The organism is Aquimarina sp. (genome assembly GCF_977115655.1).
Genome location: NZ_CDSBKO010000034.1, coordinates 1 through 22,619 on the forward strand (window position 1 = coordinate 1; position 22,619 = coordinate 22,619).

Consider the following 22,619-nt stretch of genomic DNA (forward strand, 5'->3'; position numbering starts at 1 on the left):
GAATTACTACCTGGATATCAAGAAAATTCTATACTGTAGTTGCTCGGATGCATACTTACATATATAGGTAATATGTGGAGTTGGCTACAATGGGACAGAGGGGTAAAAAACGTAAAGATCTGTCAACTTTTTATGCGTAGTGCTTCCGTTATTGAAAAATAAGCACTTGACTTTCCATTTTTTTTTCAATACCTTCACCAAAGTCTTTTAGACGTTACATACGTTTGCAAATTCTGATTTGCACGATGAAATCGCTAAGACTTTGAGTGTGCCAATTACCATTGACACCTACTGCATAAAAAAGCGTCCTTCAATCCTACTTTTTACCAATCCAATTAGAAAGTTTTGTCTGCGTGACTTTTTGAAATTAAACCTAACAATAGAGTATGTGTACTAGTACACATATATCCATTATATTTCTTACAAATCTAGCAGATTTTTTTGATAGATCTCAAATTATTTGTTGTCCCTTGCGTTTAGACTTCTGTTGCAGATATAATAGATTTTTAAATGGTTCTATACTGTTTTAGATAACAAGAAGTGGTATGTGTAAACTTACTGTGGATGATTCTGGGCTTCTAGTGGATCATCAAAAGTTACTGTGGATGATTCTGGGCTTCTAGTGGATCATCAAAAGTTACTGTGGATGATTCTGGGGTTCTAGTGGATCATCAAAAGTTACTGTGGATGATTCTGGGGCTCTAGTGGATCATCAAAAGTTACTGTGAATCCTTCTGGGGCTCTAGTGGAGCATCAAAAGTTACTGTAGATGATTCTGCAGCTCTTGTAGAGCTGCAGAACTTGCTGCTAATGCAAAGACTTGATTAGGTATACTATTTCTTACTCTCCTTCAATAATAGCATCTATAGTTTTTGCCAGAGTAAAATCTTTTTCGGTAATACCGCCTGCATCGTGTGTAGAAAGACTTATCTGCAATTTATTATACACATTAGACCAATCGGGATGATGTTGTTGTGCTTCGGCTTCAAAAGCAATTCTGGTCATTACCGAGAATGCATCTTTAAAATCATTAAACTCAAAAGTAGTATGTATTGCATTTTCATGATATTCCCAACCATCCAGGGTTTTTAATCTTTCTGTAATCTCTGATTCTGATAATTTTGCCATTATTATAATTTGTTAGTTATACTTGTTTTAGTTAAGTCCTAGTTCCTCCCGCAAGGATTCGTCTGTATTGCTGTTTTTACCCCAATAGGCAGATTTAATACTTTTAATTTTGGTTGCCTTTGTGGTCATCTTTTTTGCATCAGGACCAAATCCACTTATAAATGTTTCTTCCCAGTGTTCTATCGTGTACGGAAAAGAATTGGTAAAGGTAATGCTAATACTTCGATCCAACCCCGGATACTCTATAGTATAGGTATTGGTAGCATCTTCTTTTTGCAGGCTTGCCTTGGCAGTATATGCTTTTATTTCTTTGTGTCGTAACCTGCAAAACTCAAAAGAAGGAATAACTTGTATATTGCCCAGTGGCAGATCCTTTGGATCGATCCTGATTTTTGCCCATAATTCATTTTCTAAAATAGCTTTGTCCAGTAGTAGGTTTTGATCTGCTTCCTTTTCAAAATAGGAGTGTGATGTTACTTCAAATTGTGTTCTGTTGTTTAATTGTGCATATACATGCCCACACCATTCTTGTATAGAATTAGATACTTTAATAGCATGTTGGTTATCGGCTACAGGATAAAATATACTTTGCATAATAGAATAGGGGTATATGCCTGTATTAAAATTTTTAGTAGCATTTAATTTTAATACTGGTATGTTGTTAGGGCTGTTAGTATCTGCTTTAACTTGTTCTTTGGGCAGAAAATCTTCGGTAACATAAATAAGTACCGCAGTTCCTTTTCGCATTTCGCCATATCTGGCTTGTTCTAATTGGTAAGATGATATTTCGGCTTGACCGGCATACCAGTACTTTTTAAATTCTTCAGAAAGGGATTTTGCAGGTTTTGTGTTTTCTACAATTTCTTTTTCTACTGTTTTAGAGGGTGCATCTGTTTTTATATTGCTACAAGCAATAATTGCTAATACACTTAGTATTGCAAATAATAATATAGGCTTTTTCATGATAATGCTTTTATATAGCAAATTACAATAAAGCTTGGGTTTAGTATATGTTGTTAACGTTTTGGTAACTTTTGTTTTTAGAGATATCCAGAAGAGAATACCTTGAAAAAAAGAAATAATTATACCCAATTAGTATTGGATTAGCAAGTATTAGGATCTGTATGAAGAAGAAAGAACTTTTTTTCCTATAAACATTTGAGAGAAGTGTATCCCGATAGAGGATATACTTATAAGTAGTAAGGTGTCTAAAATGGATAATTTTAAAAAATGCAAGAAGCTTATAAAATGAAGGCCATCCTGATTATGATATATAATATAATCGTAAGTGGTTTTGGATACGACCAATACTAAAGGAAGGATCAAAAAATAAATCCAATGTTTTTTATAATCTTTAATAAGATAAATCCAAAAGGTAAACAGCCAAAAAAATAAAAAAAACGAAAAATTTTGCACCATAGTTAATACATCACTTACTCTAATGCCAAATTTTTCATCCCATAACATATTCATCTTATAATTAAGAAAATCAGCTAAAACAAATAGCAATACATTAAAGATGCTGGCTATTAAATGAAACTTTACTTTAGCTTTCATAGATGAAAATAGGTGTTGTTATCATTATCTAGTTTCTCTGGTAGTGTTACATAAAAAACCATTATTTTCATGCAAGCTTGGTTAACATATCATACACCAGATGGGTAGGGAGGCCCATGACATTAAAATAGCTGCCTTCAATATTTGATATTCCTATAAAACCTATCCATTCCTGTATTCCGTATGCTCCGGCTTTATCCAAAGGTTTGTGGGTAGTTACATAATATTCTATCTCTTCTGTAGTAAGATCCTTAAAAGTTACTTTGGTACTATCGTGTACAACTTTTGTTTCTGTAGAAGTTTTAAAACAAACAGAGGTAATAACCTCGTGCGTATCTCCCGATAAGGAACGTATCATCTGGATTGCATCTTTTAGATCTTTAGGTTTACCCAAAGCTTTATTATTATGCCAAACAATGGTGTCACTGGTAATTAAAATCTCATTCGGTTTTAAATCGGTAAAAGCATTTGCTTTAAGCTGTGCCAGATAATCTGTAATTTCTTGTGCTTTAAGATGATCCGGATATATTTCTTCTATCTCTTTTAGTTGTATAGTAAAGTCTAACCCTAAATCTTTAAAAAACTGTTGCCGTCTGGGAGAACCGGATGCCAGAATTATACGGTGATCTTTTAAAATATCTTTTAGCATATTTTTATAATAGAATAAATTGATAAAATAATAAGGAGATAGATGCTATTATTAAAATTATCTTTAAAAGTAAAGATAGCCGGGTAAGTTGTTTATCAGATTCTGCACTAAAACTTTTAATCATAAAATAGAGTAAAGGAGCAATGAGTAAAAGTAAAACCATAATCACGGCGGTACTGTTAGAAAAAAGATAGGTGTAGATATAATAAATAACCATAGCAATAGGAACGATGGTTAGTATACCAACAAGTTTTGTTGTTCGTTCTTTTCCTAAGGCTATTGGGATGGTTTTAATACCTGAACGATGATCTCTGTCTATATGTAAACCATCTTTTACTATTTCCCTAAGTAAAATAACCACAAATGCAAATACCGAATAATCCAGTATGATAGAAAAGATAACGGTTTGGGACTCTCTGTTTTTTTCGGTTATGGCAGGAAGAAGGTCAAAAATACCTATTACAATTAAACTTAATGCTACCAGTAAAGCAATGATTATATTTTTAAGAACAATAATTTCTTTTAAATAAGAAGCATAGATATAAAAGATCCCCGATGTTATGATGAACAAGGCTGCAAAACCAGATTTACCGATAAGATTAGAAAGGTAGAACCCTATCAAAACTCCGATCACATTAAAGATAATAAATAGTCGGTTAGCAGTTTTTTCGGTTATTTTTCCTTGCAACAAACCTTTTGCAGTAGCACCCTCCTGATCATAAATTTGTATAATTATATTTCCTGCCGCAGCAATACAAACAGTAGCAAATATTAAAAGGGCAATACCCAGGCCATTTAATGTAATTGCAATGTTAAAAGGCTCAAAAAGACCATATTTTATGCATAATTGGGCAAGAGCAATTAGTAATAAGTTATCAAATTTTATAAGTTTTAAATAGGATTGCATAGATGTGATTCGTTAGTTGGTTCGCAAATGTAATAATTAATACTAATTTTTAATCTATTAACATAGATACTTCAAATCCCTGTTTTATGCACGTCTACTGTTTTTGTTAACGTTAATTGGGGGTTAATGGCTTTAGTTTTTGCCAATACTACAGGTGTTTGTTTTAATTTTGAAAAAAACACCAAGACTATAAACCAGAGCCTAAAGGTTTTTTATAAATTTTAAAGATAGAGATCTATCCTTATGATAAAACAAAAAATAAACATACTAATTATTATTTCTGTTGTCACATTGTTGGCACTTTCCGGGATTCAAGGATATTTGATTTACAATACGTACCAATTAAAAAAAGACGTGTTTATAAGAGAAACCAAAAAATCGGTTTCTAGTATAGATAATACCAAAGAAATGGATTCTATATCAGAGCTTTGGTATAACCAATTAACAAAAAACCTGGGAGAATATAAAAAGAACAAGCTTCTTAAAAAAGAAACAATAGAGTTGTTCAAGCCTTTTACAGATTCTTTAAATACTATTTTCAAAAGCTATTATGATAAAGAGATAGATAAGGCTAATTTGGGTTACGAAATAAAATATAAAAAGGCAATCAAAAGTGTGATCTTGTACGATAAGGATGTTTTGGACACTATTTTTTTTGATAAAAACGGAGAAAGTTATTTTTTGTTTGGAGAACATTTTCCAGATAAGGAAGGGTACATGATTAGCAACGGAAGATGGTTTACCGAACATGATATAAAAGATGAAAGTAGTGGCGAGATTATGAAAACGCAAATTAATGTAGAAATTAAGATCGAAGATACAATTAGCATTATAGGGTGGAAAAAAATTGTCTTTGGACAAATGGCAAGCTTGTTCGTATTTTCTGTCTTACTGTTGGTATTTGTGGTAGGCTTGCTTTTTTATTCTATAAAAACCCTGATACAGCAAAAAAAAATAGCCGATGTGCGTAATGATTTTATCAATAATATCACTCATGAACTTAAAACTCCTTTGGCTACTTTGGGAATTGCTTCTAAAAGCTTGAGAAATAAAGAAACACAAAACTCTCCAAAAATATTCTCGAATGCGTTAGATATATTGGACCGACAAAACAATAGATTGCAAAAACTAATTGATCAGGTAATGAATAATACGTTAGGATCTGAAGAAATTGTTTTAAAGAAAGAAAAGTTTTTGGATACCCAATATTTTAAAGAAATTCTGGAAGATTTTCAGGTATCGGTACAACATAAAGAAGTCGAGGTAAACACTAAAATCGAGTTTAGAAAGGTGTATCTGCAAATAGACAGGTTTTTATTTACTACAGCAATACTTAATATTTTGGAAAATGCAGTTAAGTATAGAAAAGAAAAGGTTACGATAACATTTAGGACAGAACTTAAAAAGGATGGCTACGAAATTTCTATTCAAGATAATGGTATCGGGATTTCAGAAAAAGAACATACTAAAATTTTCGAAAAATTTTATAGAGTGGCTACCGGTAATATTCATGATGTAAAAGGATTGGGATTAGGATTATTTTATACAAACCAGATCATTAAAGCACATCACGGAAAAATCAGTATCGAAAGTAAACCCGAAGAAGGAACAAAATTTATAATAACCATACCTGTAATTTAATACGGATGAAACATATACTACTAGCAGAAGACGATTTTGATTTTGGGAGCATTTTAAAACAATATCTCGAAATCCATAACTACACCGTAACCTGGGCAAAAGATGGTAAAGAAGCTTTAGGAATATTTACCAACGGGCAGTTCGATATCTGTGTACTGGATGTTATGATGCCAAAAATGGATGGTTTTACATTAGCCGAAAAAATAATAGACTTTAACCCCGAAGTTCCTTTTATCTTTCTTACTGCAAAAAAGATGAAAGAAGATAAGATAAGAGGATTAAAACTGGGAGCAGACGATTATATATCCAAACCCTTTGAAGCAGATATATTAGTATTAAAACTGGAAAATATATTAAAACGAAGTAGAAAAATAATCCTTCCTAAAGAAGAAGTTATCAGCATAGGAAACTATGAATTTGATATGATAAACCATAAACTAAAGATAGAAGGAGAGTCACAACGGTTAACAGAAAAGGAAACTATTTTGATACAATACTTATGGACACATAAAAATAGAATGATTAAAAGGGAAGATTTGCTTAACGAAGTGTGGGGAAGTGATGATTTTTTTTCAGGCAGGAGTATGGATGTATTTATAAGTCGATTGCGTAAATATTTTAAACAAGACACTAGTATAACTATAGAAAGTGTAAGAGGAGTAGGACTCACTTTTAATATACAATAACAGATATATTCATCATCAATCAAAAAACGAACAGTATGAAAACCTTAATTAACATTTTGATATACCTTATTCTGGTTATCCTGAGTTTATTGACCGCAAAAGCCCAAACAACTACAACCACCAGTTCCTCATCGGTAACTGTAACGATTACAGATGACGATGAAGATAAAAGTTACTCCCGATCTTTTGTGGTCATAGATACCGAAGGAAGTTATAGGGTAAAGGTTAGATTTATGGAATCGATGAAAGAAAAAGTAAAATCATATCTAACCAATCAGTTTGGAAAAGAAAACAGGATAATAAGTAACGATACATATTCCTGGCAACAAGAAATCGATGACAACCAAGTGTACACAGTGCAACTTAAAGAAAACCGATTAAGAATTAATGTAGATAAAGAACTTGCATCACACAAGCTCATAAAAAAGATAAAACAAGTAGGCGAAGAATTAAAAACAATCACATCAAAATAAAAAAAAATATAAATCAATCAATCACTCCATCAATCAATCATTAATCAAAAAACGAACAGTATGAAAACAATTATTCTGGTAGTAGCCTTGTCTGTATTTGCCTTTTCTGTAGGTAAAGCACAAAAATCATCAAAATCTAAGGTGTCTATTAGTTATTCTGGTGATAATCCCAAGGATACAAATTATAAAGCAAATATTTCTGTGTCTGATACAGAAGACACATATTCTTTAAACGCTAATTTTCCAAATTCTAAAACAGAGAAATTAAAACAATTTTTAAAAGACCATCTAACCCCGGAAATAGCAAAAGATGGAACAGGGTATACCTGGAAATATAAGGTTAAGGGAGAAACAGGGTATGCTGTTACATTAAAAAAAGGAAGGCTTAATGTTTTTATGAATAAGGAGTTTTTGCCCGCAGACTTTATAGAGGATTTTATAGACATGTTTACCGATCTTAAAGATATCGTAAAAGAATAAGATATATTCCCTGATAAAAAAATCATGAGCAAATTTATAGTAGTTATAATACTTTTATTAGGAGTATTTGATGATAAAAAAAACAATACTGATGTAACCTGCGAAAGAATACATTATCTGGTAAATACCAAAAGTAGTGTAGCAAAAAAATATTGGAAAGATTTTGATAGGCAGCTTCTTTTTGGTCCTATGTTATATTATACAAAAAAAGGACTTTTTACCATAAATGCTAATAAAGCATTGAAAGAAAAGATACACATAGAAACATATACCTGTAAAGATTCTGATATATCCGTTGGGTTTTCTGCGATCATTGATACTACCGGATTTTATATGAACGTGTCTTATGAAGATAAAGATACTCTGGCATTAGAATATAAAAATACACTAGGAATGTTTAGTGATATCGAATTGACAGAAAAATTTGTACCAGATGTTAACGATACAGAAGAGTGGATGACCATGGTTATTCATGAAATGTTTCATCAATACCAGCGAAATTTTGAGAAATTCAGAGAAAAACAAATATCAAGTCAAAGGGATTTTGACAGAGATACATTAAATTATTTATTTAAAAACAAGAAGTGGTTTCATAAAAATGTAAAACACGAAAACGAGCTTCTTCTTAAAATATTAGAAGAACACAGGGAGGATAGTATTAGCATTCATATTTCAAAGTATCTACAAAGTAAAGAGCAAAGATTTTCCAGAGTTAAAAAGGAATTAGGGATAGAGATATCTGATCTGGAAGGTAGCTTGTCAAAATCAGAAGGAACAGCCAGATATATAGAATATTGTGCTAAATTGACTTTGAAGATGAGCTCCAATAATCAGGTCTTATCTAAAATAGATACTAAATATGTAGCTGATAGATTTAAAGATTATGATTTAAAACAAGACTCATGGATGTATAACTTAGGAGGAGGATATTATTACTCGATAGGATTTAACACAACACGAGTTCTCGAAAAATTAAAAATAAATTATCAGGAAGACATTTTTTCAGAAAATAAGCCATTGGACCAGTATTTAAAAGAATATATAAAATAATACAGTTGGGACATAAAAAAGCAAAGGGTTTTGTAGACATCAAAACCCTTTGCTTTTTTACATAATCCATTTACACTCCCTTTATGTAGAATTATAAGAACTATATTTAGAACTTTAAATGATTTAATGATATGGGCAGATCATCACAATTCGTACAAGATTTTTTATTTGTTAACGGGTTAAACTTAGCCTGGATAGATTATGCAAAAGACATTGGTGTAGATCCTTTTTCTGTAAACAAAGAATACCACCCGGATCTGGATAAGTTTAGCGAAGCAATGGATTTTGCAAACACCCAAGGGGCAAATGTTATACGATGGTGGTATCATACCAATGGCGCTACCAATCCGGTTTTTGATAAGGATCAAAAAGTAAAACCAAACCCATTGTTTTTTCATGAAGATGTTAAGGCTATATTAGATTTGGCACAAAGCAAAAATCTTAAAGTGCAAATTTGTTTATGGTCTTTTGATATGCTAAAAGATCAATGGGGAGTTAATATCGAGGCAAATAAAAAATTACTTACGCAACAGGAATTTACCGAGAGTTATATTTATAATGCACTAGTACCTTTGGTATCTTTTATAGGAGAACATCCGGCTCTTTTTGCATGGGAAATTTTTAATGAACCAGAGGGGATGACCAATACCTATGCAAAGCATTGGGAGGGATTTAAAGAAAAGATAGAAATGACCGATATACAGAGGTTTATAAATAAAACTGCAGGAGCAATTCGAAGAGTGCAACCGTATGTTAAAATAACAAATGGTGCTTTAGGGTTTTTAACAAACGCAGAGGACGCTTCAAAAGGATTTAAAAATTTTTATACCGATGCAAACCTTATAGAACAAGGCGGGGATAAAGATGGATATCTGGATTTTTATAATATACATTATTACCATTGGGCCCGTCATAAAGGCTCGCCATTTCATAATAACTATGATCCGGTTAAAATAGATAAAAAAGCAATCATAGGAGAATATTATCCGGATGATTTAACTTTTGATGAAAAAAGTAAGGATATGGATCATACGTTGCTACCAATACCTGCAGAATACCTTGGAGTACGTCTTGTACAAAACCAATGGGCAGGCTCTTTAGTATGGTCATGGACAGATAGAAAAATACCCGAAGAAAGAGCCAGGATGGCAACTGTAATAAAAAACATAAAAGAACATATAGATCAGGACCGTATTGCTGCTACAGATAAAAAAGATAAAGATTCGATATCTTGATTTTTTAATTTTTTATCGGTGATGATATGGCTCATTTTTTAAAATAGTAAATCCACGATATAGTTGTTCTATAAAAAATAAACGAATCATCTGGTGCGAAAATGTCATTTTAGATAACGATAATTTGCCATTTGCCCGATCATAAACTTCCGGGCTAAACCCATAGGGACCACCTATAACAAAAATCAATTGTTTAATACCGCTGTTCATGTGCTTTTGTAATACTTCAGAAAAAGCAACAGAATCATATTGTTTTCCTTTTTCATCCAATAGCAACAAAACATCAGAAGTATCCACTTGATTTAAAATTAATTTACCTTCTTTTTCTTTTTGTTGTGATTCACTAAGGTTTTTAGCATTTTTAAGATCAGGAATTACTTCAAAGCTAAATTTAATATAAAATTTTAATCGATTTATATAATTGTCAATAAGACTATTAAGCTCTTTGTCATCTGTTTTTCCTATAGCAATTAGTTTAATATTCATGGTTTAATATAGGTAAAGACCAATTATGTGGTTTTTAAAAAAGAATGTAAAGTAAATAAAATACCTTATAGATTGTACTTCGTACTTCCGACTTCTTTTTTTACATTAGCAAAAATAACCATTCGATATGATTAGTAAAACCCAATTCCATAAAGAAATTGATTTGATAATTGCCAATGCAATACGCGAGGATGTAGGAGATGGCGATCATAGCTCATTAGCTTGTATTCCGGAAACAGCAACCGGAAAAGCAAAACTTTTGGTTAAGGATACAGGGATTCTGGCAGGAGTAGATTTTGCAGTACAGGTATTTGAATATGTAGACCCAAATTTAGAAGTTGAAGTATTGTTAAAAGATGGAGCTGCTGTTACCTGCGGTGATATTGCTTTTTATGTATCAGGAAGTTCGCAATCTATCCTTAAAGCAGAGCGATTGGTACTTAATGCCATGCAGCGTATGAGCGCAATTGCTACCAAAACAAATCATTTTGTAACACTTTTGGAAGGAACAGGAACCAAAATACTGGATACTCGTAAAACTACCCCGGGAATACGTGCACTAGAAAAATGGGCAGTAAAAATAGGAGGAGGAGAAAATCACAGATTTGCTCTTTATGATATGGTGATGCTAAAAGATAATCATATTGATTTTGCCGGCGGAATTACAAAAGCCATAGAGAAAACCAAACAGTATCTGTCTGATAATAATTTGGATCTAAAAATTATAGTAGAAGCTCGTGATCTGGAGGAGATTAAAGAAATACTACAAACACCAGGGGTTTATCGAATATTAATCGATAACTTTAATTACAAAGATACAAAAGAAGCGGTGAAATTAATAGGAAACAGATGCCTTACCGAGTCTAGCGGAGGAATTAATGAAGAGACAGTGCGTAAATATGCAGAGTGTGGGGTAGATTACATTAGTAGCGGAGCCTTAACACATTCAGTTTATAATATGGATTTGAGCTTGAAAGCAGTATAATATATGTCGAAACCAATTGAAGATAAGTTAAGTAAAATCCCTGTAATTAATGTTTTGGTACTAATAGGAAAGAAACTTATTCTTCCGGGATTCGAAGGGCTGTCTGTATATGACCTTGTTGAGATTTATGTAATCGGTATAATTAAAGGAACTTTTTCTGCCAGAGCAAGCGCAATATCCTGGAGTTTTTTTCTTTCTTTATTTCCTTTTTTATTATTTCTTCTTAATTTGATTCCTTATGTACCTATAGATGGATTTGAAGAAAAATTTTTCGAATTTATTAATGGAGCATTACCAACCCAATCTTCCGATTTTTTTTCAGAAATATTTATGGATATAGCTTCTAACCCAAGAGGAGGGTTACTATCTACCGTTTTTATACTGTCTATACTTTTTATGACCAACGGGGTTAATGCTGTTTTTTCTGGTTTCGAATACTCTTATCACGTTACACTCAATAGAAACTTTGTAAGGCAATATGTAGTAGCATTAGGAGTGTCAATAATAGTGGCATCTTTATTGTTAATTACAGTTATAGGGACTTTGTATTTTTCGTATCTCGTTGATGACCTAAATAAAATGGGAGTAGTAGACGATACTGTTTTTTGGCTAACATTTGGTAAATATGCCTTATTTGTTTTTATGATATTTGTAATTATAGCTACTTTATTTTACTTTGGGACTTCAGAGGGGAGACAAAATACATTTTTTTCGCCGGGTGCAATTATGACTACCTTTTTGATTGTAATTACAACATATCTATTCGGAATTTATATAGATAATTTTTCAAATTATAATCAATTATATGGTTCTATAGGAGCAATGTTGATATTAATGTTATATATATGGCTTAATGCTAACTTAGTATTACTTGGTTTTGAGCTTAATGCATCTTTAAACCAATTGAGAAAAAATTTTAGACCGTAATTTTATAAACACTTAAATAACTTAAAATATGAAAAAAATTAGAATACTAATTATAACTCTAATTACAATAGTATCTGCACAAGCTCAAACAAAAGTAGGAGATGCAACTTTGCCTAATACCATAAAATTTAATGGAGAAAATTTGATAATCAACGGGGCAGGACTTAGAGAAAAATTATTTTTCGACATTTATGCAGGAGGATTGTATCTTAAACAAAAAAACAACAAAGCCGCAGTAGCAGAATTAGATGAAACAATGGCAGTAAAAGTACATATCCTATCTGGTATGATGACCAGAAAAAAAATGGCATCTGCACTTAGAAGCGGATTCATAAAATCTACAAATAACAATACAGCACTATTACAAGATCGTATAGAAAAATTTATAGGATTTGTATCCGAAGAAATAGAGGTAGGGCAAGTCTTTGATATGGTATATGAAAAAGGAAAAGGAAGCGTGTTATACAAAAATGGAGTAGAAAAAGGATTTGTAGAAGGTCTGGACTTTAAAAAAGCTTTATTTAATATTTGGTTAGGTAATGATCCTGTAGATAAAGGATTAAAAAATGAAATGCTAGGTAATTAAAAATCAATAAAATAAAATCGTATTTTTGTTAAAAGGAGTCTGGAAAACACACGCTTGTTGTGCATGCATAATATTTTTTTATATATTTGCCCCGTTTTAAAAACATGGAAATAAGAAAATTAAGTATTAATCCCCCCAAATACCTTTATGTTATAATGAAAAAAATTACTTTAATATTAGTAGCAATTATCTCCCTGTCTACCACTACTGCACAAATTAGAGTAGGTAAAGCTATTTTACCTTATGAAGAGAATTTTGCAGGTACTGATTTGAAATTAAATGGTGCCGGAATGAGAAAAGCACTATGGATAGATATGTATGCAGGAGGATTGTATATGTCGAATAAAAGTAATGACCCAAAAGAAATTTTGGATGCCAATGAAACTATGGCAATAAAACTAAATATAGTATCTGGTTTTGTAACTCAAAAAAAGATGATTAAAGCAGTACAAGATGGTTTTGTTAATGCTACATTTGGTAATACAAAACCCTTAGACGAAAGAATAAACAAGTTTGTAAGATTTTTCTCAGAACCTATTGTGAAAAATGATATTTTCGATTTGGTTTATATAAAAGACAAAGGAATAATTGCTTTCAAAAACGGTAAGGAGTTAGGGGTTATAGAAGGACGTGATTTTAAATATGCACTATTCAAAATTTGGTTAGGAGATACACCCGCAAGCGAAGAAATAAAACTTGGTATGTTGGGTATCCAATAGAGCATCCCATACAGACCACAAATAAAAAACGCACGATTTTAAAATCGTGCGTTTTTTATTTGCTTAAGAATGACTCCAGTTTTCAGAGTCATCGCTGTTGTTTGGCGAAAGCCCGATAATGTCTCCATCGGTGTTAACTCCTAATCCAATCACTGTTCTGTTAACATAATTAAAATAACTAACTACTTGATTGATTTCTAATATTTCTCCATCAGATAATTTTTGATCTCTTAATGCATGAATATCAGATTCTGTTATAGTATGATGAGACAGGGTTAGTTTTTTTGCATATTTTAATCCTTCCAAATACTGAAACGTAAAATAATCTTGTAATTCATCTTTTGTTATACAGGAAACGATTTTATTAAATTTGGTATCATCATTTAATAAGCGTTTTAAGCCAGCAGAGTGATGATCTACACAATAACTGCATTGATTTAAGTTACTTACATAAACACCAAGGGTTTCTAAATACCATTTTGGCAATGTATTATTGGAGTTATGCAATACATTTTTATAAAGCCCCATGTGGCCTACCAGAGTATGCGGACGTAAACTGTGTATGGATAACACATTATCTATATTATCGTTTGGTCCTTTTACACGGTCATATATTTTTTTTAACTGCCCCGCAGCATCTGTATAGGGTATTTCGTTAATCCAACTCATTTATTTTATTTTTTAAAACTTCTTTTTTACCAAAAAGGCTACTATATAATATTAAAACACCACCTAGCATTATAGAAACATCAGCTAAATTAAATATTTCTGTTTTTATGACTACTAAATCTAAAATCAAAAAATCGGTTACAGAACCGTACATAATTCTATCCAAAAGATTTCCTGCTCCACCACCAATAATAAAAGCAAAACCAATAATTGTTTCTTTTGAATAATTGGTTTTTATTAGTATTTGCCTTAATAAAAATAATAATACAATTACAGGAAGGATTTGTAACAGAAATATCTTTAAAATCGGACCCAGATCAGAACCTAAACTATAGGCGGCACCTGTGTTTTCAACTTTGGTTAAAACAAAATGATCCTTAAAAACTTCAATACGTTCATACGGTTCAATAGTTTGTCGAACTACTCTTTTTGAAATCTGATCGCAGCTTATATTTAAGAAAACTAAAAACAGAATGAGTATCATCCTTATTTTTCCTGATATTTTCATTTTTATTAAAAAATAGATATTGTTTCTTTCAAATGTAATAGAAACTTCAGACTATCTTAGTGTTTCAAGTATTTTTTATACTCAGAAATAGAAAAAGCCCCGTCATAATTATCTTTATTGATGCTTTTATTTTCATCAGAATCGTAATCAACCCATATTTTCCAGTTTCCATCTTCCATCTTTAATATAACATGAAATTGACCATAGGAGTATTTGGTTTGATTATTATCATCAATATAAGTAACTTTATAAATTCCTCTGTCCGAAACTAACGAATCAGAATAGATCCTTTCAAATAACCTGAAATCAATTAGAGCAGGTTTTTTTGAGTGAACACCCCATCGTTTTTCGTATCTTTTTAGATAAATACCAGCTTTTTCAATTTTACCACCATTTCCCGAAATTCGAATCATCTCTTTGCTATGTATAGAAGCAAATAAGTCATAATCTAAAGTTTCAAATGCTTTAGAAAAGTTGCCATACATATCTGCATTGATTTTTTTATGCACGCTATCTTCTTGTGCTATCGTTACATGTATAAAGCACAGAAAGAAAATTAACATGATTGATTTGATTTTAAATTTTGACATAACATTTTTTTTTAATCCACATTGAGGTGCTAATTCCCCGAGGCTTGGTTTAAGATCCTTTGTTTCTGGTATAGAACACAGTATTTCAGCCGTTCATCATTCAATAGTTTAGGATGCTCAAAAGTTTTGATTCGCTGCATTCCAATTTTTTTCATGATTGATTGTGATTTTAGATTAATTTCTGGAGCTGTAGAATAAATTTTATCCAGATTAGTAGTGTCAAAACCAAAATCTAAGCAAGCTTTGGCACCTTCGGTAGCATACCCTTTGTTCCAGATACTTTTTTTAAGCCGCCAACCAATATCGATAAAAGCTCCCATATCTTCTATATAGGTTTGTTCACATAAGCCTATAAATCCTATAAGTTCATTTGTATCTAATAAATCCACAGCAAAATAACAAAACCCTTTTTCTGCATACATTTCCTGCATCCTTATAATAAATGCCTTAGTATCTTCTTTTGATGGTTTGTACGGAAAAAACTCCATTACATCCTCATCGTTATTGATTTGGAATAATATATCTATATCATCGTGTCTCCAATTACGAAAACCCAAACGCTGAGAGGTAAAAAGGTAATTAGCCATTATTTAGATAATATGAAGCGATTAAAAATATAAAAAGAGTAAATATAATATAAACCCTTTAAATGAAAAACCTGTTCTTATTTTACTATATAAAAAAGGAACAGGTTTTATTTATTGGCTATTAGATCCTACTCTTTTTGTAGAACTAACTCATTAATTTTTTTTGTTTTTAAAGTATTTACTTTTTCCAAAGTTTTTCCTGTACTATGTTCTAAATATCCATTAAAAATATGACTAAGATACAATGGAAATTTAGCATTATTTTCATGACAACCCCCGACCTCGGACATGTCCGACCTCAAACCCCCGACACTTTTATATTTTTCAGTTAACGATATTGATAATCCGGGCTAAAAAGCAACACTTTCATAAGCTCCGATATCGGGAGATGAAGCATTTCTGGGAACACCTAATATATCATTACCTGTTGTTGGGGTGGATGCTTTTCCGTTTGCCGCAGAATTTTCATTAATATTAAGCATGTTTTTAAAAGATTCTTTAAAACCGGGATCTTCATTAAATATATTATTTTCAAATAAAGCAGTATTTGTAAAATCATATAAAGGGTTATTACTAAATTGACCTCCGGTATCCTTAAACCTAAGCAGGCAATTCTTAAAGTTATAATTAAAAGCAGTTCCATCTACCTTACTAAAAAGGACTTCGAGATCCTGATTACCATAAATAATACAGTTTGTAAAATTAGCAGCTAGCAAATCGGCTATAACAACATCTGTGTTATTAACTTTTAGGTTGTTGTCTATAAGTACTGTTGGGAGTTCTCTAAACCCGGATCCTATGTTAGAATAGTTTGCGAAGGTACAATGGTTAAAATTATAGGTTCCACCCAAAGAACAGTTAAGAGATACTTGTCCGGCATTATTAATTACCAGATTCTCTCCTAATACGTTTCCTGTACGTGCCAAAAGCCCTACATTAGAACTATTATAAATTTGCGTATTTTTAATAGTTAATGTTGGATCTGTACCACCATCGTTAGAGTCCATAAGTATCCCTACGGTAGCATTTTTTATAGTAGCGTGATTTATAGAATGGTTGGTGCTTCCTGCTGTAAGCCAAATAGTGCCCCATTGCCCCGGGATGTTACTAAAACCAGATTCTAAACGATCTCCTTCAAAAATAACTTCATTTTCTAATAATTTTGGATCTGTACTAAGCTCTCCATTAACATGTAATGTACCCTCGTTAGCAACTATAATACCCGAGTTAGCATGAAAATGTATTCTTGCACCAGGATCTATTGTTAACGTCTTACCCTTTGGTACCGCCGCATACCCATAAATAACATACGGTTTTTTGTTGGTAAATCTAAGCTGATCGTCTTGTAGAAAAAAACCTTCAATCTTACTTTCGTTATCTGTTCCCAGAGATAAGGTTTCTATTTCTCCTGTCATTGTATTTCTGGAAGGGAATAAAAATGTAGCATCTTTAACCAAAGTTACCAAATCTACATCTTGTTGGTTTCCTGCGGGATCAAATAATATCCGGTCTGTATATAAAAATTCGGTATCTGTAGTTTGATCACTTATATTGGTAGTAGTTTCTACAAAAACAAATATACTATCCTTGGCCAGTACTTGTATGTTGTTAAAAGATTTTCCTGAGATCCCGTCTACATTAAGCCTGTAATTAGAAGTTTCTCCGCGTTCTAAAGTAATTGTAGGTATCGTTAAATCTTCACTGGTACGATTGTAAACTTTAAATCGATACGTACTGGAACCTATATTAGTAAAAACAGTATCTAAAAACAGAGTGTCTTTAGAGAATTGCAGATTGCCTGTGCTGGGAACAGATTCAAAATCATTACGACAAGAACTCCATAAAATCAAAAGGACAAGCAACAAAAGGGAAAATAGATAGCGCATATTTGTAGATAAAGGTCTTAATAGTTTAGCAATAAAAAGGATAAAGCATATAAACTGCAAATTAGCAAAGATTTTTGTTTTTACAACTTTACGGTTTTAATCTTTCCTGTATTTATTCTCTTATTGGTTAAAGTATAACTTTTGGTTTTTTAGAATATTGCTTTTTATTATAAATTTGGTAAGATCAGCGCTTCTGTAAGAAGCAAAACATTTGTACATTTGCTATACATAATTAATACGCACAACATAATAATCTATTATGAGTACATATGATGTAGCCGTAATTGGCTCTGGACCTGGCGGATATGTGGCCGCTATTCGATGCGCACAGCTAGGTATGAAAACCGCAATAATCGAAAAATATAGCACTTTGGGTGGAACTTGTCTTAATGTAGGGTGTATCCCAAGTAAAGCATTATTAGATTCTTCTCACCACTATGAGCATGCTATAAAACACTTTGCAGATCATGGGATAGAAATCCCGGGAGAGGTAAAGATCAACCTTGAAAAAATGATTGCCCGTAAACAAGCTGTAGTAGATCAGACTTGTGATGGCGTTAGTTTTTTAATGAAAAAAAATAAAATAGATGTTTTTGAAGGTGTTGGTGCTTTTAAAGATGCTACACATATTGATATAACCAAAACAGATGGAACTGTAGAAACTATTGAAGCAAAAAATACCATTATTGCTACAGGTTCTAAACCGTCGACCTTGCCATTTATTAAAATAGATAAAAAACGAGTAATTACTTCTACAGAGATGCTTACTCTTAAAGAAGTTCCTAAACACCTTGTGATTATAGGGGGAGGAGTTATAGGTTTAGAGCTAGGACAAGTATATCGTCGTTTAGGAGCAGAAGTTTCTGTGGTAGAATATATGGATAGAATTATCCCGGGAATGGATAAAGCACTATCAAAAGAGTTACAGAAAGTGATGAAAAAGCAAGGGGTAAAGTTTTATACCTCGCATAAAGTTACAGGAGTAAAAGCAACTGCAAAAGAAGTGACTGTTACTGCAGAAGATAAAAAAGGAAGCCCTGTAGAGTTTAAAGGAGACTATTGCTTAGTATCTGTTGGACGCAGACCATATACCGATGGATTAAATGCAGAAGCAGCAGGAGTAAAACTTAATGACAGAGGACAAGTTGAGGTTAATGATCATTTGCAAACCAGTGCATCTAATATTTATGCGATCGGAGATGTAATAAAAGGGGCTATGCTGGCACATAAAGCCGAAGAAGAAGGAACTTTTGTTGCTGAAACTTTAGCCGGACAAAAACCACATATTGATTATAACTTAATCCCGGGAGTAGTATACACCTGGCCAGAAGTTGCTGCTGTAGGTAAAACAGAAGAGGAGTTGATAGAAGCAGGAGTAAAGTATAAATCGGGGCAATTTCCGTTTAGAGCATTGGGTAGATCCCGTGCTAGTGGAGATTTAGATGGTTTTGTAAAAATCCTTGCAGACCAAACTACCGATGAGGTACTGGGGGTACACATGATTGGAGCGCGTTGTGCCGATCTTATTGCCGAAGCAGTTACTGCAATGGAGTTTAGAGCATCTGCCGAGGATATTTCTCGCATGTCACATGCACATCCAACCTTTACAGAAGCTGTAAAAGAGGCTGCATTAGCCGCAACAGATAACAGAGCATTACATGTTTAAAAGGTAAAGTTTAGACTAGATAAAAAAATCCCGATTAAAATATTTTAATCGGGATTTTTTTATCTAGTCTTTATGAGATCCATCACAATATGGGGGATTACTGGTTTGTTTACAAGTACATAAATAAGCTTCTTTAGCTTCGGTAACACTAAATATGGTAGGAGGGGTAGCTCCTTCTTTTTTATGATTTCCATTACAAAATGGTTGGTTTTCGCTATGCCCACAGGTACACCAGGCATAGTTTTTATCTGCCTCTAATTGGCATGCGATAGGCGCATTTCCACCTCTTTTATTATTTTCCATAGGATTGATATTTTGTTTTAAAAGTATCCAATACTATGTTAAGATTCATTCTAAATCCTTGCTTGATACGTATACAAATCATAGTATCTGCCTTCTGAGGATATTAGCTCATCATGTGTACCTCTTTCGGCTATTTTGCCCGATTCTATAACCAAAATTTGATCTGCTTTTTTAATCGTACTTAGTCTGTGTGCAATAACAAAAGTGGTTCTGCCTTTCATTAATTCATTCAAACTTTTTTGTATTAATGCTTCGCTTTCTGTATCCAGATTAGAGGTGGCTTCATCTAATATAATAATTTTTGGATCTGCCAAAATAGCTCTTGCAATAGCAATTCGTTGTCTTTGTCCTCCCGATAGTTTTACTCCTCGTTCTCCTATTAATGTTTCTAACCCATTTTCAAAACGATCTGTAAACTCGTTTACATAAGCTGCATTAACTGCTTTTTGTACTTGCTCTTCTGTAGCATTTGGTTTTGGAAACATTATATTTTGTCGTATAGTTCCTTCAAACAAAAATTCGTCTTGTAAAACAACTCCAAGATTACGACGATAGCTATGTAGTTTTACTTTAGAGATATCGTTGCCATCTACGGTAATAAGTCCTGATTTTGGATTTAAAAAAGTAGCAGATAATCCTGCAATCGTAGATTTTCCTGATCCAGAACTACCCACCAACGCAGTTACAGTACCAGACGGGGCAGTAAAGCTAATGTTGTGTATCACATTTTTTTCTTCTTGATAAGCAAACGAAACATTGTCAAAAATAATGTCTCCTTTTATATCCTTAAGCTCTATAGTTCGATCCTGTATTTCTTCTTCAGGAGTCATATTCATTAACTCTTCTGTACGGTCCAGTCCTGCCAATGCTTCGGTTAATTGGCTTCCGATGTTGCTCATTTGTACGATAGGAGCGATCATAAATCCAAGTAATAAAGTAAAAGAAAGAAAATCCCCAATAGTTAGTTCGCCTGTGATAATTTTATAACCACCAATTCCCATAATCCCTGTAGAAGCAATGCCCAATAAAAAAGTAGCCGAACTGGTCATTAATGCAGTTGTGGTTAAGCTCTTTTTTACATTTTGAAATAAACGGTTTACCCCTTCTTCAAATATTTTGTTTTCTTGTTCTTCTGCATTAAAACCTTTTATTACTCTAACTCCGGCAAGTGTTTCGGTTAGTCTGCCCGTTACTTCGGCATTAATAACCCCTCTTTTTCTAAAAATAGGCCGAATAAATTTAAAAGCCTTTAATGCAATTACCCCAAATATAGAAACAGGCACCAATACAAATAAGGTCATCGACGGGCTGATACGAATTAATAAAACTAATGAGATAATAGCGGTAATGGTACCACCAACTAGTTGTACTAACCCTGTACCAATTAAATTTCGTACCCCTTCTACATCATTCATGATACGGGATACCAAAGCTCCTGATTTTGTGCTGTCAAAAAAACTAATAGGCAGGGAGAGTACTTTTTTTTGTACCTGTGCCCGTAATTCTGAAATTAAAAATTGTGCTTGTACACTAAGTATTCGGGTTAAAAGATAGGAGGTTATAGATTGTATTAAAATAGCAGCTGCTACACTAATTAATAATAACTGTAGCATTTTAAAATCTTTTTTAGCAATAACATCATCCATTAAGTACTTAGTAGCCATAGGTAATACCAAACTAGCTAATCTGCTAAGTACAATTAGTAATAACCCGATCAAAACAAGATTTTTTCTGGGCCAGATAATGGTTTTAAAAGCCTGACCAATGCTAACTTTGGATTTTTTTTTATCTTTTTGGGTAGAGTTATTTTGAAATTCTCTCATGTTTATTGTTCTGCTTTAAATAAAGAAATAGTGTAATCTAATAGTTCGGTATTTCCATGTTCCCCATGCCCTGGAATGACTATTTTTGTTTTTGGGTATGCTTCTTTTATTTTGGATACTGTGGCAGACCACTCTTTTATATTGGCATCTGCCAGATTTCCTTTTTTTGCATGCATACTTTTAATCATACATCCTCCAAAAATAAGTTCTTCATCCGGGAAATAAGAAATAATATTATCTATGGTATGGGCTTCCCCCATAAAAGTATTTATAATAGTTTTATTGCCCAAAGTGAGTGTAAGTTGCTCTTTAAATAATAAATTAGGTTCAGGGTATTTATGCAGTGCCATTAATTTGGCAGTTTTTTTACTGGCAATGGTTGGTATTCCTTCTTTTTTAAAAACATCCATACCTTCATTGCAATCTGCATGAAAGTGATTAAAAACTACTCCTTTTATAGTCGTTTTTTTATCTTTTTGAAGCCATTGTATCAAATCTGTAGTGGCAGTATCATTTGCAGGAGTATCAAATATATATGCTTCTTTGTTATGTATATAGATAAACCCGTTACAAGCAACTTTTACCCCATTTTTTAACGTTAGATCAGATATGTGTATATAACTATGATCGCTAAGTTTTTTAATGACTAGCTCTTTAGAAACCATAATATCAGGATTGTCTTTCTGGTTTTTGCAAGAAAAAAAACTGGTTACTAATAAAAGAAAAACAAAGAAGTAGGGTTTGTTTTGATGTAAGTTTTTCAAGATGATCTTTTTTGTTTAAAAATAGTATTTTATTATCTGGTTGAACGCGTGAAGGTGAAGAAAATCAAAGATTTTTTACCTGGTGTATAGCAGAGGTTTTCTATGCAAACTTTTTGGGATTTATGAAGCCTTTAAATTTTAAAGTAGCCTATAATGTGTAAACCACTGTAGATGGTAAACATAATTTACCCCATTGATTATAAAGTAACCAATACCAATGACAGTAAAGTTATGGGTAATACCACTTTAACTTTGAAATAGCACTAATAAATTATTTCTTTTTCATATTGTAAGGGACAAATTAAATCCGAGGA

Annotated in this window: 25 protein-coding genes; 11 read left to right on the forward strand and 14 right to left on the reverse strand. The window is 32.4% G+C overall.

Features of this window, described 5'->3' with window-relative positions:
* Positions 1–840: 840 nt before the first annotated feature.
* The 5 genes from ACZIYX_RS14230 to ACZIYX_RS14250 form a co-directional block, all read right to left on the reverse strand.
* Complete coding sequence (locus ACZIYX_RS14230; protein ID WP_462682918.1) at positions 841–1,128, reverse strand: 4a-hydroxytetrahydrobiopterin dehydratase; 288 nt, start codon at positions 1,126–1,128, stop codon at positions 841–843.
* A gap of 27 nt (positions 1,129–1,155) precedes the next feature.
* Positions 1,156–2,091: a septum formation inhibitor Maf gene (locus ACZIYX_RS14235; protein WP_462682919.1), complete on the reverse strand. Its 936-nt coding sequence runs from the start codon at positions 2,089–2,091 to the stop codon at positions 1,156–1,158.
* A gap of 150 nt (positions 2,092–2,241) precedes the next feature.
* Positions 2,242–2,685: a hypothetical protein gene (locus ACZIYX_RS14240; RefSeq protein WP_462682920.1), complete on the reverse strand. Its 444-nt coding sequence runs from the start codon at positions 2,683–2,685 to the stop codon at positions 2,242–2,244.
* Between the two features lie 67 nt (positions 2,686–2,752).
* Positions 2,753–3,334 carry a Maf-like protein gene (locus ACZIYX_RS14245; RefSeq protein ID WP_462682921.1) on the reverse strand — a complete coding sequence of 194 codons (582 nt, stop codon included), beginning with the start codon at positions 3,332–3,334 and terminating at the stop codon, positions 2,753–2,755.
* Positions 3,335–3,338: 4 nt separating this feature from the next.
* On the reverse strand, positions 3,339–4,241 hold the full coding sequence (locus tag ACZIYX_RS14250; RefSeq protein ID WP_462682922.1) for a geranylgeranylglycerol-phosphate geranylgeranyltransferase: 903 nt from the start codon (positions 4,239–4,241) through the stop codon (positions 3,339–3,341).
* 243 nt (positions 4,242–4,484) lie between these two features.
* Here ACZIYX_RS14250 and ACZIYX_RS14255 point away from each other — a divergent pair, with 243 nt between their 5' ends.
* The 6 genes from ACZIYX_RS14255 to ACZIYX_RS14280 all read left to right on the forward strand — a co-directional run bounded on the left by ACZIYX_RS14255 (position 4,485) and on the right by ACZIYX_RS14280 (position 9,806).
* Entirely contained in the window at positions 4,485–5,882 is a 1,398-nt protein-coding gene (locus ACZIYX_RS14255) for a sensor histidine kinase (RefSeq protein ID WP_462682923.1), read from the forward strand.
* A gap of 5 nt (positions 5,883–5,887) precedes the next feature.
* Positions 5,888–6,568 carry a response regulator transcription factor gene (locus ACZIYX_RS14260; protein ID WP_462682924.1) on the forward strand — a complete coding sequence of 227 codons (681 nt, stop codon included), beginning with the start codon at positions 5,888–5,890 and terminating at the stop codon, positions 6,566–6,568.
* 35 nt (positions 6,569–6,603) lie between these two features.
* Entirely contained in the window at positions 6,604–7,041 is a 438-nt protein-coding gene (locus ACZIYX_RS14265; RefSeq protein WP_462682925.1) for a hypothetical protein, read from the forward strand.
* Positions 7,042–7,101: 60 nt separating this feature from the next.
* The gene (locus tag ACZIYX_RS14270) at positions 7,102–7,521 is read left to right on the forward strand and encodes a hypothetical protein (protein ID WP_462682926.1); all 420 of its coding nucleotides are present in this window, start codon (positions 7,102–7,104) and stop codon (positions 7,519–7,521) included.
* A gap of 24 nt (positions 7,522–7,545) precedes the next feature.
* The gene (locus ACZIYX_RS14275) at positions 7,546–8,571 is read left to right on the forward strand and encodes a hypothetical protein (protein ID WP_462682927.1); all 1,026 of its coding nucleotides are present in this window, start codon (positions 7,546–7,548) and stop codon (positions 8,569–8,571) included.
* 131 nt (positions 8,572–8,702) lie between these two features.
* On the forward strand, positions 8,703–9,806 hold the full coding sequence (locus ACZIYX_RS14280; protein ID WP_462682928.1) for a hypothetical protein: 1,104 nt from the start codon (positions 8,703–8,705) through the stop codon (positions 9,804–9,806).
* 12 nt (positions 9,807–9,818) lie between these two features.
* Here the strand turns inward: ACZIYX_RS14280 and rlmH are convergent, their stop codons facing one another.
* Positions 9,819–10,292, reverse strand: coding sequence for a 23S rRNA (pseudouridine(1915)-N(3))-methyltransferase RlmH (rlmH, locus tag ACZIYX_RS14285; protein ID WP_462682929.1), 474 nt, complete (start codon positions 10,290–10,292; stop codon positions 9,819–9,821).
* 127 nt (positions 10,293–10,419) lie between these two features.
* Between rlmH and nadC the strand changes: the two genes are divergently transcribed.
* The 4 genes from nadC to ACZIYX_RS14305 all read left to right on the forward strand — a co-directional run bounded on the left by nadC (position 10,420) and on the right by ACZIYX_RS14305 (position 13,509).
* On the forward strand, positions 10,420–11,277 hold the full coding sequence (gene nadC / locus ACZIYX_RS14290; protein ID WP_462682930.1) for a carboxylating nicotinate-nucleotide diphosphorylase: 858 nt from the start codon (positions 10,420–10,422) through the stop codon (positions 11,275–11,277).
* A gap of 3 nt (positions 11,278–11,280) precedes the next feature.
* The gene (locus ACZIYX_RS14295) at positions 11,281–12,204 is read left to right on the forward strand and encodes a YihY/virulence factor BrkB family protein (RefSeq protein WP_462682931.1); all 924 of its coding nucleotides are present in this window, start codon (positions 11,281–11,283) and stop codon (positions 12,202–12,204) included.
* Between the two features lie 28 nt (positions 12,205–12,232).
* Positions 12,233–12,790, forward strand: a complete 558-nt coding sequence (locus tag ACZIYX_RS14300) for a chalcone isomerase family protein (RefSeq protein ID WP_462682932.1) — start codon at positions 12,233–12,235, stop codon at positions 12,788–12,790.
* Positions 12,791–12,945: 155 nt separating this feature from the next.
* Entirely contained in the window at positions 12,946–13,509 is a 564-nt protein-coding gene (locus tag ACZIYX_RS14305; RefSeq protein ID WP_462682933.1) for a chalcone isomerase family protein, read from the forward strand.
* 63 nt (positions 13,510–13,572) lie between these two features.
* On the opposite strand, the gene ACZIYX_RS14310 is transcribed toward ACZIYX_RS14305, so the two are convergent.
* The 5 genes from ACZIYX_RS14310 to ACZIYX_RS14330 form a co-directional block, all read right to left on the reverse strand.
* The gene (locus ACZIYX_RS14310; RefSeq protein ID WP_462682934.1) at positions 13,573–14,178 is read right to left on the reverse strand and encodes a carboxymuconolactone decarboxylase family protein; all 606 of its coding nucleotides are present in this window, start codon (positions 14,176–14,178) and stop codon (positions 13,573–13,575) included.
* Complete coding sequence (gene lspA, locus ACZIYX_RS14315) at positions 14,165–14,686, reverse strand: signal peptidase II (RefSeq protein WP_462682935.1); 522 nt, start codon at positions 14,684–14,686, stop codon at positions 14,165–14,167. Before lspA ends, ACZIYX_RS14310 begins: the two co-directional genes overlap by 14 nt.
* 56 nt (positions 14,687–14,742) lie before the next feature.
* Complete coding sequence (locus ACZIYX_RS14320) at positions 14,743–15,276, reverse strand: nuclear transport factor 2 family protein (protein WP_462682936.1); 534 nt, start codon at positions 15,274–15,276, stop codon at positions 14,743–14,745.
* Between the two features lie 29 nt (positions 15,277–15,305).
* Positions 15,306–15,863, reverse strand: a complete 558-nt coding sequence (locus ACZIYX_RS14325) for a GNAT family N-acetyltransferase (protein WP_462682937.1) — start codon at positions 15,861–15,863, stop codon at positions 15,306–15,308.
* Positions 15,864–16,213: 350 nt separating this feature from the next.
* The gene (locus ACZIYX_RS14330; protein ID WP_462682938.1) at positions 16,214–17,749 is read right to left on the reverse strand and encodes a hypothetical protein; all 1,536 of its coding nucleotides are present in this window, start codon (positions 17,747–17,749) and stop codon (positions 16,214–16,216) included.
* 259 nt (positions 17,750–18,008) lie between these two features.
* On the opposite strand from ACZIYX_RS14330, the gene lpdA reads away from it, so the two are divergent.
* Positions 18,009–19,415, forward strand: coding sequence for a dihydrolipoyl dehydrogenase (gene lpdA, locus ACZIYX_RS14335; RefSeq protein WP_462682939.1), 1,407 nt, complete (start codon positions 18,009–18,011; stop codon positions 19,413–19,415).
* 63 nt (positions 19,416–19,478) lie between these two features.
* Here the strand turns inward: lpdA and ACZIYX_RS14340 are convergent, their stop codons facing one another.
* From ACZIYX_RS14340 to bla, 3 genes are read right to left on the reverse strand one after another with little or no spacing between them, the layout of a single operon-like run.
* A complete protein-coding gene (locus tag ACZIYX_RS14340; protein WP_462682940.1) occupies positions 19,479–19,718 on the reverse strand; it encodes a CDGSH iron-sulfur domain-containing protein in 240 nt (79 codons plus the stop codon).
* 50 nt (positions 19,719–19,768) lie between these two features.
* Entirely contained in the window at positions 19,769–21,541 is a 1,773-nt protein-coding gene (locus ACZIYX_RS14345; protein ID WP_462682941.1) for an ABC transporter ATP-binding protein, read from the reverse strand.
* A gap of 2 nt (positions 21,542–21,543) precedes the next feature.
* Positions 21,544–22,305, reverse strand: a complete 762-nt coding sequence (gene bla, locus ACZIYX_RS14350; RefSeq protein ID WP_462682942.1) for a subclass B1 metallo-beta-lactamase — start codon at positions 22,303–22,305, stop codon at positions 21,544–21,546.
* Positions 22,306–22,619: the final 314 nt, after the last annotated feature.